Below are 13,967 nucleotides of genomic sequence, written 5' to 3'. Positions count from 1 at the left end.
AGGCTTACTCAAAAAATTAAATGTAATGAAAATTAAATCTGCCGAATTTATAATGAGTAATTCTGATGTGGCTAAATGCCCTAAGAATTTAATGCCCGAATACGCATTTATTGGCAGAAGTAACGTAGGAAAATCGTCGTTAATAAACATGCTTACGAGCAGAAAAAGTTTAGCTAAAACGTCGGGAAGACCGGGAAAAACCCAGCTAATAAATCACTTCTTAATTAACAAAGAGTGGTACTTGGTAGATTTACCTGGATACGGATACGCTAAGGTGTCCAAAACAACAAAAAAAGTATTTCAGAAATTTATTACTCAATATTTTAATCTTCGCGAGCAATTAGTTTGCGCATTTGTCTTGGTTGATATAAGACACGAGCCTCAACCTATAGATTTAGAGTTCATGCAATATCTTGGCGAGAACGGGATTCCGTTTTGCATTATTTTCACCAAAGCCGATAAGTTAAAACCTCATGCTATTGACATGCATGTAGAAAATTACAGAACGGTACTTTTAGAAACTTGGGAAGAAATGCCTAAACATTTTATTACCTCATCATCTAAGGACATTGGAAAAGAAGACGTATTAGAATACATAGACAGCTTAAACCAAAACATGGTCGACGCACCACTATAACTTACCTAGGCTTTTACATCTAAAGCATCACGTAAAGCATTACCAACAAGCATAAATGCCATTACCAGAAACATAATGCACAGCCCTGGTATTATGGCCAAATAAGGCTTCCCTAGAATAATATAATTATAGTGATCCTTTATCATCGCTCCCCAGCTTGCCATTGGCGGTTGCGCACCAATACCTAAAAAACTCAATCCGCTTTCTACTAATATCGCCGCAGCAAAATTGGCCGCACTAATAACAATTATTGGTGCCAAAATATTAGGTAATATATGCTTTGTAATGATTCGGAAATTACTAAACCCTAAGGCTTTTGCAGCAGTAACATATTGGTTTTCCTTAACGCTAATAATTTGACCGCGAACCACACGAGCAACCTCTACCCACATTGTTAATCCGACCGCTATAAATACCTGCCAAAACCCTTTGCCTAAAGCCAAGGTAATAGCGATAACCAAAAGCAAGGTTGGTATAGACCAAGTCACATTAATAATCCACATTATAAACGCATCTATTTTACCTCCAAAATAACCAGAAATACTCCCCATAAAAACCCCAATTACTAAGGAGATAAATACAGCGACAAATCCTATTGAAAAAGAAATTCTAGCACCAACAAGAACACGACTTAACAAATCGCGGCCGTATTTATCGGTACCCAACAAAAATCGTTGCTCCCGTATAAGCGAATGAGGATCCATAGTAGGGTCCACTTGCACTTCTTTCTCCAAACCTATTAATCCATCTGAGGCATACTCCATATAATGTATGGTGTTCCCAGTCATGCTATAGCTCGTAATTGGAATCTCGGTAGTTGTGTTTTTCTCTCCAAAAAAAAGAGCATCGACAAAATTTTGATGATGTTCGATTTGAGATGGCAACACTAACATTGTAGTAGAAAAACCAGGTGCTTTAGAAGCTATTGAAACATGCATTTGATTCGCATTCTGTGAATTATCAGGTGCAAATGCATAGGCAAACACGGCAATAATACCAACCGCGATAATAAAACACAAACTAAAAACGCCCCAAAAGTTTTTTTTAAACTTTTGGAGCGCTAATTGACTCAATGAGTTTGATGGTGTACTCATTATGTGATTACTCTTTTATATTGGCTACTTTATTAATTTCATAAGACATTTTTAGATCATTAAGCACATTTAGTGCTTCCTCTACATAAACATCTTTACTTAAATTAGTATGCCAGCGTTCTCTTTTCTCTTTTAATATGGTGTCTTTTTCAAACAATTCCCTTTCGTATGGTAAGGACTCAAAAGTTAAATCTGTTTTATATTTAGAAATAGCCTCGAACTCTTTAACCACCTTTTCTTTTCTTTCCAACTCCTTTTTATAGTCTTTATAATTTAGAGAGAAATCATTATTATCCATTTGCTTTTTAATCCACTTTGCATTTTGCTCGATTAATTTTAGCTGCTTGTTTTTAGCCATTCTCGCATTACTACTAGAAATAGTACCGTCGTAATCGAAGTAGCTATTCCACTTCTCATAATACACCGGACTAATCTTATCCCAAGGCAATGGATGGTCGTGATCGCGCTCTCCTATATCTACAAAGCTATAACGATCTGGGATTATAATATCACTCCTAACACCTTCTAATTGCGTAGACCCTCCATTTACACGATAGAACTTTTGGCGCGTAATTTTAATAGCCCCTAGGTCGCCGTGTGTATTTTGCCTCACCATTCTATTTAAATCTAGAATATTCTGAACCGTCCCCTTACCATAGGTTTGTTTACTCCCTATTATAATTGCACGCTTATAATCTTGCATAGCCGCCGCTAATATTTCTGATGCTGATGCCGACAACTCATTTACCATAATCACTAATGGACCATCCCAAACAATCGACTTATCAGTATCTTCTAACACTTCTTTAGGTGCATTGGTTGATTTTATTTGTACAATCGGGCCGTCTTTAATAAAAAGTCCTGCAATATCCACTACTGTTTTAAGAGATCCTCCGCCATTATTTCTTAGATCTAAAACAAGACCTTCTATATTTTCGTTTTTCAGCCTTTCGATTTCCTGTCTGACATCAGAAGCTGCATTTCTCTCATTATAATCTTCGAAATCAATATAAAATTTAGGCAGGTTGATAATCCCGAATTTCTTATCCTCTTTAATTACTGTCGATGATTTCGCATAGGTTTCTTCAAGCTCGATTAAATCACGTGTTAACTCCACTTCTTTAAACGTGCCATCAACCTTTTTCATCGTCAATATCACCTTAGATCCTTTTGGTCCTTTTATTAATTTAATAGCATCATCAATTCGCATTCCGACAATACTAACAGATTCCTTTTCTCCCTTTTGACGTACTTTTACAATAAGATCACCAACTTCAATTTCTTGACCTCTCCACGCTGGTCCTCCTGATATAAGTTCGACTACTTTTATATAGTCCATTTTTTTCTGAAGTCGCGCACCAATACCTTCAAGCTTTCCAGACATTTGTTGATCGAATCTATCTTTATCCTGCGGAGCAAAATAAGTCGTATGAGGATCAAACTCTTCTACAATGGTATTGATATACATTGAAAACCAATCTTTACGCTGCATATCGTCTATAAAATCGGTGTAATATGCATCTAAACTCTTTAAAGTTTCTTGACGTGCTTCAGCTTCAAGTTCTTTAAGTGACTTTACAACTTTTTTCTCGGCATCATCAGAAACAATAGTATCGTTTTTTTGTGCTGTTACTAAATCGTCATAACTTGAAATCGTACTAAATTTTAAAATCTGTCTCCAACGTTCTGTAAGTTCTTTATTATTTCTTACATACTCGTGATTTTCATAATCTGTATTAAAAACCTCTTTGGCATTATAGTCAAAAGGCTTAGACAATACCGTTTTATAAATATCTTTAGTTTCTTCCATACGTTGCATTAAACGCTCGTTGGTTAAATTAAAGAAAGCGATATCATGGTTCTTTAACTGATCGTCAATCTGATTTTCGAATTTTGAAAATTCATCGATATCCGATTTTAAAAAGAATCTTTTTAAAGGATCAATTCTTTTTAAATAGGTTTTATACACATCTTTAGAGAACTCATCATTGAGTTCCTTTGGCTGAAAATGCAATTGCTCTAAAGCCAATGTTACAATTTGAATTAGAAGTTTATCCTTATCGGGATCATTATCAACTTTTGCCGTAAAGCTACAAGAGCCAAAAGCTAAAAGTAAAACGAGCATTAATATATTATATCTACTTTTCATATGAGTACACTTAATTTACGAAATCAAATAATAAACTGTTTATCAATTTATATCCTAAAACGTTTCAACCTGCAGAAGATTGATTCCACTAAAGTAAAGAAAAAACTGTGCCAACAAATTGATTTGACACTAATTTTTTGTTAAAGCCTTCAATTTACGACTTTCCTTGAGAAATTATGTATTTTTGCACGTAAAACTACCCTATTATGTCTAACAGACCACTCATTTTAGTAACCAATGATGATGGCATTACTGCACCTGGCGTTATTGCGTTGGTAAACATTATGAAACCTCTTGGAGACGTTGTTGTTGTTGCTCCCGATAGTCCGCAAAGCGGAATGGGTCATGCTATAACATTGGATTCGACTTTACATATTGAAAAAATAAACATTGCCGGCCAAGACTACGAAGCTTACAGCTGTTCTGGAACACCGGCAGACTGTGTGAAAATCGCTGTTAATGAGATTTTATATCGAAAGCCTGACCTTTGTGTTTCGGGTATTAATCACGGATCAAATTCGTCGATTAACGTTATTTATTCTGGAACGATGAGTGCCGCTATCGAAGCGGGAATTGAAGGCATACCTGCAATTGGATTCTCTTTATTAGACACCTCTTGGAATGCCGATTTTAAAGCCTCGGAGACGTATATTAGATCAATTGCTAAAAACGTATTAGATAACGGGTTAACCGAAGGCGTTGTTTTAAATGTAAACATTCCTAAGATAGCAAAAGAAGACATTAAGGGGGTTAAAATTTGCAGACAAGCTAAAGCCAATTGGAAAGAGGTCTTTGACAAAAGAAAAACACCTCAAGGTAAAGATTATTATTGGTTAACAGGCACCTTTGTTAATTATGACAAAGGCGAAGACACCGATGAATGGGCTTTAAAAAACAACTACATCTCTTTGGTGCCCGTCCATTTTGACTTAACTGCACATCATAGCATTCAAAAATTAAACACCTGGAGTTTTAATGAATAAAAAGAATATTTTAATTGGGTTTATAATTGGTATCATAACAACTATTATTGGTGTGATTATTTATACTATTTTTATAGGTATGCAAGTTGGATTAAACAGCGAGCAAATACTAGATAAAATAACATCGGTAACAGCTTTAGGTAAACGCGCGAGTATTGGTGTTTTATTAAATCTACCCATTTTTTATTTCTTTTTAAATAAGGAAAAAGAAGATATTGCAAAAGGCGTTTTAGCTGCAATTATAGTGGTGGCTTTAAATTTTATGTTAAATAAATTTTAAACAGGTATAAATGAAATACTACATTATTTCTGGAGAGGCTTCTGGCGATTTACATGGCGCCAACCTAATGAAGGCCTTACTTGAACAAGATGTCAATGCCGACTTTAGGTTTTGGGGTGGTGATTTGATGCAACAGGTTGGTGGCACGCTTGTAAAACACTATAAAGAACTCGCGTTTATGGGATTTGTAGAGGTCTTACAAAACCTAAGAACGATTACTAAAAACTTATCATTTTGTAAAAAAGACATCGAAGCGTACAATCCTGACGTTATTATTTATATCGATTACCCAGGCTTTAATTTACGTATCGCGAAATGGGCGAAGCAGGCAGGTTATAAAAACCACTATTATATCTCACCACAGATTTGGGCTTGGAAAGAAAACAGAATACAATCTATAAAACGCGATATTGATGCGATGTATGTTATTCTACCTTTTGAAAAGGAGTTTTACGAAAAAAAGCATCAATTTCCAGTTCATTTTGTTGGCCACCCACTCATTGATGAAATTTCAGACAGACATCAGGTTACAGAATACGAGTTTAGAACTCAAAATGGTTTAAGCGACAAACCTATAATTGCATTACTACCAGGAAGTCGTAAGCAAGAAATCACAAAAATGCTTTCGGTAATGCTTAGTGTGGTAGATACTTATAAAAACTATCAATTTGTTATTGCCGGCGCACCAGGCCAAGATTTTGAATTCTATTCGCAATTTATTAAGAAATCTAACGTTCACCTGTTATCGAATAAAACCTATGATTTATTAAGCGTATCCACTGCTGCACTTGTTACTTCGGGCACCGCTACACTAGAAACAGCTTTATTTAAAGTCCCACAAGTCGTGTGCTATAAAGGGAATTGGATTTCCTATCAAATCGGTAAACGCGTGGTTAATTTAAAGTACATTTCTTTAGTCAACCTAATTTTAGATAAAGAAGCTGTTACCGAACTCATTCAAGGTGATTTTAATTCTAAACGATTAAAAAAAGAACTCGATATCATTTTGGACAGTTATGAACGCACAAAATTTTTTATGAATTATTACGAATTAGAAAAAAAACTAGGTGGCAAGGGAGCGAGTGCGCAAACAGCTGGGCTAATATTTAACTCATTAAACGTTGTAAACTAATGCGAAAAGTATTTTTACTTTTAATTTTCACCATCGCTCTTTCGGCTTGTAAATCTACGAGCACTAGTACGGTGGTCACAAAAAAGACAAGAACAAACACTCCAATAACAAAACGAGCTCCTGTTGACAAAGAAACAAGCAGGCTTACGGAGGCTATTATAAAAAACGCTAAAAAGTACAAAGGCACTAGATATAAATACGGAGGAACAACAAGAAAAGGCATGGATTGTTCCGGACTTATCTATACCGCTTTTAAGGAAGAGGACATTTCAATGCCTCGTACTACAACTACATTAGCGACACATGGGGATTGGATAGACTTAAAAGAAGTACAAGAAGGTGATCTTTTATTCTTTGCCACTTCTAAAAGTAGTCGCAAGGTTAATCATGTTGGAATTGTTACCACCTCGCGATTAGGGAAAGTCGAATTTATCCACTCATCTACAAGCCGAGGTGTCATGATTTCTGACTTATCAGAAAAATACTGGTATTTCGCCTTTGTACAAGCACGTCGAGTATTGTAAGAAATTAACTATATTTAGGAGTGAAACTCCTGAATTTCAATATCATAAAACTAACCCTATATTTCATAATCGGAATAGTGTTAGCTTTTTACTATGCTGTCCCAACTTCATTATCGCTACTTATAAGCCTTAGCTGTATTATTTTACTATCGGTAATCTATTACATTGACCGAAAGAAACATAAAAAGACTATTGGCTTTGGAGTAACCGTTTGCTTAACCGCGATATCATTAGGTCTTTTAGTCACTAATTTACATCATGAAAAGCGACATACCACTCACTATTCCCACTTTCAAAGAGAAGGCGAACCGATTACTTTTAGGATTAAAACCCTTTTAAAACCATCTCTATATAGTGATAAATATACTGTGGACCTTTTAAAGATTGGAAACACAACTGTTACAGGAAAAGCCTTACTAAACATCTCCAAATCGGATAGCACATCACAACTTGATGTAGACCATCTATATGTCACAAAAGCGGCATTAAGTCCAATTAAAAGTGCGTCTAACCCGCATCAGTTTGATTATAAATCCTATTTAGAAAAGCAATATATTTATAATCAAATCTTTACAAATCCATCAGAATTACTATTAATACAATCCAAAAGCCATACGGTTTACGGTTATGCCGATAGGCTTAGAAAACACATTAACCAATCGCTTGAAACCCATTCCTTTTCTACTGATGAGCTCGCTATTATAAACGCTTTACTTTTGGGGCAACGTCAAGATGTTAGTAAGGATATCGTTACGCATTACGTTAATGCTGGAGCCATTCACATTCTTGCTGTTTCTGGACTACATGTCGGTATCATTTTATACCTGCTTACTTTAGTCTTTAAACCAATGCACAGAATTAAAAACGGCAAACACATCTCAGGGTTAATTATCATAATATTGTTATGGTGTTTTGCTGTAGTGGCAGGCTTATCTAGCTCGGTAACACGGGCGGTAACCATGTTTAGCATTGTCGCTTTTGCTATGCATTTAAAACGTCCCACAAATATATATAACACCTTAGCCTTCTCTATTTTGGTATTAACACTATTTAAACCTTTAATTATTTTTGATGTTGGGTTTCAATTGAGTTATTTGGCTGTATTGGCTATTGTAAGCATTCAACCATTACTAGCCAATTTATGGAGCCCTAAGTACAAAGTAACTCAAAGACTATGGGATGTTTTTACTGTAACATTAGCCGCCCAATTTGGTGTACTTCCAATTAGTTTATTTTATTTTCATCAAATTCCAAGCTTGTTTTTTATCGCTAACCTGATCGTTATTCCATTTTTAGGCGGTATTCTGTCGTTAGGAATAATCGTTATCATACTAGCTTCACTACACGCTTTACCTACATTCCTTGCCGATTTATACGGAGGCATCATTACATTAATGAACACGCTGATGGCATGGATTTCAGATCAAAACACTTTTTTAATAGAAGGCATCTCTTTTAATAAGTATCAGATGTTTTTAGCTTATATCGTTATCGTCCTTTTTGTGAGTTATATAAAAAACGGCAGTTACAAATGGTTGCGAATAACATTAGTTACCATTGTTCTTTTTTATGGTGTCTTGATCTATTCAGAATTCAGAATAGCATCCTCCAATTTCACTGTTTTTCACAAATCGCGATACACTATCTTAGGAAAAAAAGTCAATAAGAACCTCTATATCTCTTCAAATTTAGAAGAACCTAGCACGTTTAGCAGCTTAAATTCATTTATAACAGAAAATCGGATAAGCCTTACGAAACACGACACACTATCGTCCATTTACTACTACAACAACAACTATTTACTTGTAATCGATAGTTTAGGAATCTATAAGATTCCTCAATTTAATCCAAAATATATTCTACTGTCAAACTCTCCTAAAATTAACCTAAATCGTGTTATTAACATCTTACAGCCAAAAGTAGTGATTGCAGACGGTAGCAACTATAAGTCCTATGTTGCACGATGGAAAGCGACTTGTCAACAGCAGAAAATATCATTTCATAGTACTTATGAAAATAATGCATATACACTTGACTAATTCTAAACAAAAGTAACATAACAAAACACTCATGTTGAAACAAAGTACACTTTAGAAATTAAAACTTCAAAATAAAACTGAATACCTGTTAGATAACACACAAAACATAATATAAATATAATTTTTAAATGATACTGATTAAATAAAAAAACAACAGTTTTCACCTAAGGATAAAATGTAGTTCAATGAAACACTACGTTAAACATAAATGAATGTTAAAATTACATTTCAATAGCCGATAAACAGCAGTAAAATCAGTCAAACCACAAATAATTTAATCTTAAATTAACATATACAAAAATAGACCAAAAGGATACAATATAACCCTACCATTTGTTAGGCTAATTTCAAAATAGTGTTTATTTTTGTCCTCATAAAATTAAAAAATAAAACTAAAAAAAATGAAAAAATTAATACTACCCGTTTTACTATTAGCTAGTGCAGGGCTTTTTGCTCAGGACACGGATAATGTAAGCACTAATGAATTTAACAAATGGTCCATCGAAGTCTCTGGTGGCGTGCACAAACCTGCAAGACCAATGGCTTCAGGTTACTTTACTAACACACCAGACTTCGGTCAAGTTGGTCTTGGAGCACGTTATATGGTAAATGAAAAATTTGGACTACGTTTAGGCTTAGGCTACAATAACATAGAAGAAGATGAAAATAGTCTTCCATTTGAATCTAGTTATTTTAGAACATCTTTAGAAGGTGTGGTAAACGTTGGAAACATTTTAAACTTCAACAGTTGGACAAATACTTTCGGTCTTTTAGTACACGGAGGTGGAGGATATTCATTTATGAAATATGACAGTCCAGTAGAAATAGATGATAAAGATCAAATGTTACATATGGTAGCAGGAATCACCCCAATGATTAAGCTAGGTAACCGCGTAGCTCTTTTTGGTGATGTATCTGCTATAGGTAATATCAGACAATCTAGAACCTTTGATGGTACAGCTGTATCACATACAAAAGGCGTAGATGGTTTTCTTGTCAATGCTTCTGTTGGTTTAAACATTTACTTAGGTAAAGCTGATACACACGCCGACTGGTATTCTGAAGAAAACAGATTAACTGAAGAGTTCATGAAAATAGAAGACCGTGTAAATAAAATCGAAAATGACCTTATTGATACAGATCAAGATGGTGTTCCTGATTACTTAGACAGAGAACCAAATACAATGACTGGTGTAGCTGTTGACTCTAAAGGACGAGCGGTTGACGTTAACAATAATGGTATTCCAGATGAAATTGAACACTCTTTAGATCAACGTTATTTACAAAAAGGAGAGAATGCACAAGGAACAAATGCTAAAGATAATAGCATAGCTGATTTATTGAATAAGGGTTACGTAAATGTATATTTCAAATTTAATAGTGATAAACCTGAAACATATTCGTTACAAGCAATTAATTATTTAAAACAATATATGAAAGAAAATTCGAGCGTAAATGCTGAATTAATTGGATATGCTGACGAACTAGGAAACCCTGAATATAATGCTAAACTTTCAGAAAAAAGAGCTAAGAAAGTTTATGATATTTTAGTAGCATCAGGAATTGAAGCTAGTAGATTATCTTATATTGGAGGCGGAGAAGACACTTCTGTTGAAAAATCTTCTGCTCCGGCTAGACAATTGGTGCGTAGAGTTACTTTTAAATTAAAATAATTATAAAAATGGTGAAGATAATTATGAAGAAAGCCTTCACCATTTTTATATAGATTGATATATCCCTTAATTACCGAATTAAAAATTTATTGCAATGTGCGTAAAGCACAGCTTACCAACAATCTAGCATGCAATTGCTAAGTTGTTTTAATAAAGATCTCAAACGTGTTCTTTATTATTACCAGGTAAGTGTATTGCTTAAATAAATTTCTAATTTAGTTTTTCTGGGATATTTCTTTTTTCTAGAAATATCACCACATAAACCCGATATGCACATCTACGTTTTTAAACGTCTCTAACATCTTTCTAGAGCCTAAAAACGAAAACCAAAAAGTCTAACACGGCAAGATTTCTAAGCGCTTACTCAATCTACTAGCACAGATATAAGTTGAAACCCAGTTTAACTTGTTTTCTTTAAAACAGCATACAACCGCTTTCTATTTACAAGCTATTATAGCGCACGAAAGTTGACGTAAATAGAAATACACCACGCCTACATTAAAAGCCAATAGAGCATCTGCACAACAATAATAACTACAGGCTTTTTCCCTCTCAAATAGTCATTCCTTATTTAGCTGTATTAAACACCACTAAAAACAGCCTTATAATTCTATAACATACAAAAGCTCCCTTTCTGTATGATTTACAAAAAGGGAGCTTTTAAATAATTTGTCAGATGACAACTATATATTAGTATTATTAGTTTGTAAACTCTGGTTTAAACGCTTTAAAGTATGCATTAAACGCATCTTGAGAGGTCATTTCTACATGTTCATTGTTCTTAAACATCTTTAGATATAACTCTAAATCGCGAGGTGCTTTATACCCAATAATTGGAGCTAGAAAGTCCGCTTTTTCATCTAAAAATAAAATGGTAGGGTACGATCGGATTTGGAAGAAACTCGCTAATTGGTGTGCTGAGTTTCTTGATTTCGCTCGTGCGGGATTGTATTTAGGATTCGTGAATGTTTTACCTTTAAAAGCAACGACATCGTTACCTTCTGCATTAAACTTAACCGCATAGTAGTGTTTATTTACATAGTCTATAACATCCGGATTAGAAAACGTATTACGATCTAACATTTTACACGGACCACACCAAGCGGTATACATGTCCATCATTATTTTTTTCGGCGTTTTCTGTTGGAGTTCGACTGCTTTTTCTAAAGTAATCCAATTAATTTCTTGAGCTACTGCCGATATTGAAAAGGCAAGAATAGCTATTAGTCCAAAAGTTATTTTTTTCATCATATTTGATTTGTTGCGAACACTAATCCAAACTTACAAAAAATGCTCCTAAAGAGGAGCATTTTAGATATTTTTAACGGTTATACCTAACGTACCCCGTGCATTAATTTTTTAAGTAGTGGGTTTAACAATGTAATTACTAAACCTGCAACCACAGGGATAATGGTAAAAATTAAAAAGAATGTAGATAAGCTATACTCCTCTTGAATCTCAGTTACCATACCTCCTAATGAAGCTGCAATTTTATTTCCAATTGCGATTGCTAAGTACCACATTCCAAACATTAGGGCAATCATTCTTGCCGGAACTAGCTTACTTACATAAGATAGTCCAACAGGAGATAAACAAAGCTCCCCTATAGTATGGAAAAGATATGCTAAAATCAGCCAAATCATACTTACACGAACAACACCTGCTTCTGCCCCTTGAGGAATAAAGCTAGATCCATAAGCTAAAACAGCAAAACCAATCCCCATTACAAACAGACCTAAGCCGTACTTTTGAGCAGCTGATGGGTTATATTTACTTTCCCACCATCTAGAAAAGAATGAAGCGAATGCAATAATAAAGAAGGAGTTTAAAATACTAAACCAAGATACTGTAATCTCCACTTCATTTTCTTTTACTTGTGCAACTTCACCAACAACAATTTGAGACTTCAGTCCTTTAGATGCATAATCTGAAGCTAATTTACTCTGCTTCTCTTCATCTAAGTATTGATATTTCCCTAACTCTAAATGTGCTCCAACTGGCTGTCCTATTGCTAACTCATTATTAGAAGATATACTTAATATTTGTGTTTCAGTTGTTTCACCTCCCTTTAATGGGCGAGCTTCTGTAATAGGCTCATAAACAACCTGTGTTTTTCCATCAACAACCTGTTCTACAGCTACAGCCTGATATTGCACATCGTAGGATTTAGTTGAAAAATCTTGTGCAAGCATCCAAATAACTATACCCCATACAAGTGCGAAACATAGTGCTAAAACAACATTACTTCCTGGAATTTTACTGAAAGATTGTTTCTTTAATAAGTACAATACCCAAGTAATAATCATTAAAGGAATCACAGTTAATAATGTATTAACTATATTGAAAATTAACGCTGCATTACCCGTTAAAACTCTATCAGTATAATCTCTAGCGAAAATAACCATTGATGTTGCTGCTTGTTCAAAAGGAATAAAAAACAACACTGTAAAGAAGGCAAATATAATTACTGCAATCATTCTATCTCTAACAACTTTTTCATATCGAACAATACGTCCAATAACAAGAAAAAGAAATAAAGCCATTCCTATTAATGTAATTACTAATGGACCTGACAAGGTATCTTTAGAAAAGATAAATTCTTCAGGTAAAAGGTTTAATCCACCAATCTTTGAAACTGGATCATTAATTAAGTAAAGTAATCCAATTATAGAAGTTACAACGATTAGAGCCTTGTCTAAGGTTGTGAATTTGTTTTCTTTATAATCTTTTACTTCCGCAGCTTTCTCTTCTTTAGTTTGGCGTTTTGGTGCAGCACCAATTTTACCAAAAAGAGGTTTAGCTAATAAGAATTGTAAAGTTCCGAATAACATAAAAACTCCTGCTAGTCCGAATCCCCATGACCATCCTACACGTTCTGCTAAATAACCACATAGCATCATTCCGAAGAAAGCACCTGCATTTACACCCATATAGAAAATGGTATAAGCACCATCCTTTTTCTCTGGCAAATAAGTATACATTTCAGAAATAATCGATGTAATATTTGGCTTAAAGAAACCAGTTCCAATTACTAATAAGGCAAGCCCCATATATAATGAAAACTCTGTTTCAAATGCCATAGACGCATGTCCTAAGGTCATAATAACACAACCAATTAGTACTGCCCAACGATATCCGGTAAATTTATCAGCTATTACACCACCAAGTATAGGTGTTAAATAAAGTAAACCAGCATAGGTTCCGAAAAGAGCTCCAGCATTTTCTGCTGTCCATTCCCAACCAGGGTTACTTCCTATAACAGCCATTGTTAAGAAGTTGATTAATAATACACGCATTCCGTAAAAGGAGAACCTTTCCCACATCTCTGTAAAAAAGAGCACAAATAATCCGGCAGGATGACCTAATACTTTACTTTTAAAAAACTCGTCGTGTTGCGACGTATCTACTGTTGCCATAGTTATAAATCGTATTTATTTTATAGTTAGTATTACTTCT

The 13,967-nt window shown here is 34.5% G+C and carries 11 protein-coding genes; 7 read left to right on the top strand and 4 right to left on the bottom strand.

What is annotated here, in order from left to right; all coding sequences use genetic code 11:
- Positions 1 to 25 precede the first annotated feature (25 nt).
- On the top strand, positions 26 to 637 hold the full coding sequence (yihA, locus tag BLV64_RS09520) for a ribosome biogenesis GTP-binding protein YihA/YsxC (RefSeq protein ID WP_092134519.1): 612 nt from the start codon (positions 26 to 28) through the stop codon (positions 635 to 637).
- Positions 638 to 642: 5 nt separating this feature from the next.
- On the opposite strand, the gene BLV64_RS09515 is transcribed toward yihA, so the two are convergent.
- On the bottom strand, positions 643 to 1,731 hold the full coding sequence (locus BLV64_RS09515) for an ABC transporter permease (RefSeq protein ID WP_092134516.1): 1,089 nt from the start codon (positions 1,729 to 1,731) through the stop codon (positions 643 to 645).
- 7 nt (positions 1,732 to 1,738) lie between these two features.
- A complete protein-coding gene (locus BLV64_RS09510) occupies positions 1,739 to 3,880 on the bottom strand; it encodes a carboxy terminal-processing peptidase (RefSeq protein WP_092134513.1) in 2,142 nt (713 codons plus the stop codon).
- A gap of 206 nt (positions 3,881 to 4,086) precedes the next feature.
- On the opposite strand from BLV64_RS09510, the gene surE reads away from it, so the two are divergent.
- The 6 genes from surE (at position 4,087) to BLV64_RS09480 (ending at position 10,511) form a co-directional block, all read left to right on the top strand.
- The gene (gene surE, locus BLV64_RS09505; protein ID WP_092134510.1) at positions 4,087 to 4,863 is read left to right on the top strand and encodes a 5'/3'-nucleotidase SurE; all 777 of its coding nucleotides are present in this window, start codon (positions 4,087 to 4,089) and stop codon (positions 4,861 to 4,863) included.
- A complete protein-coding gene (locus BLV64_RS09500) occupies positions 4,856 to 5,143 on the top strand; it encodes a hypothetical protein (RefSeq protein ID WP_092134506.1) in 288 nt (95 codons plus the stop codon). The genes surE and BLV64_RS09500 overlap by 8 nt, the downstream gene beginning before the upstream one ends.
- A 10-nt stretch (positions 5,144 to 5,153) precedes the next feature.
- Positions 5,154 to 6,275 carry a lipid-A-disaccharide synthase gene (gene lpxB / locus BLV64_RS09495; RefSeq protein ID WP_092134503.1) on the top strand — a complete coding sequence of 374 codons (1,122 nt, stop codon included), beginning with the start codon at positions 5,154 to 5,156 and terminating at the stop codon, positions 6,273 to 6,275.
- Positions 6,275 to 6,799: a C40 family peptidase gene (locus tag BLV64_RS09490; RefSeq protein ID WP_092134500.1), complete on the top strand. Its 525-nt coding sequence runs from the start codon at positions 6,275 to 6,277 to the stop codon at positions 6,797 to 6,799. The genes lpxB and BLV64_RS09490 overlap by 1 nt, the downstream gene beginning before the upstream one ends.
- Positions 6,800 to 6,876: 77 nt before the next feature.
- Positions 6,877 to 8,838, top strand: coding sequence for a ComEC/Rec2 family competence protein (locus tag BLV64_RS09485; protein ID WP_245705892.1), 1,962 nt, complete (start codon positions 6,877 to 6,879; stop codon positions 8,836 to 8,838).
- 401 nt (positions 8,839 to 9,239) lie between these two features.
- Positions 9,240 to 10,511 carry an OmpA family protein gene (locus BLV64_RS09480; protein WP_092134495.1) on the top strand — a complete coding sequence of 424 codons (1,272 nt, stop codon included), beginning with the start codon at positions 9,240 to 9,242 and terminating at the stop codon, positions 10,509 to 10,511.
- Between the two features lie 699 nt (positions 10,512 to 11,210).
- Here the strand turns inward: BLV64_RS09480 and BLV64_RS09475 are convergent.
- A complete protein-coding gene (locus BLV64_RS09475; RefSeq protein ID WP_177165316.1) occupies positions 11,211 to 11,759 on the bottom strand; it encodes a thioredoxin family protein in 549 nt (182 codons plus the stop codon).
- Positions 11,760 to 11,845: 86 nt separating this feature from the next.
- Positions 11,846 to 13,927: a peptide MFS transporter gene (locus BLV64_RS09470; RefSeq protein WP_092134490.1), complete on the bottom strand. Its 2,082-nt coding sequence runs from the start codon at positions 13,925 to 13,927 to the stop codon at positions 11,846 to 11,848.
- Between the last annotated feature and the right edge of the window lie 40 nt (positions 13,928 to 13,967).

Origin of the sequence: Bizionia paragorgiae, assembly GCF_900107625.1 — a bacterium.
Taxonomy (GTDB): Bacteria; Bacteroidota; Bacteroidia; order Flavobacteriales; family Flavobacteriaceae; genus Bizionia; species Bizionia paragorgiae.
The sequence above is the reverse complement of the archived record's forward strand: the minus strand, read 5'-3'. Positions and strand labels throughout refer to the sequence as shown.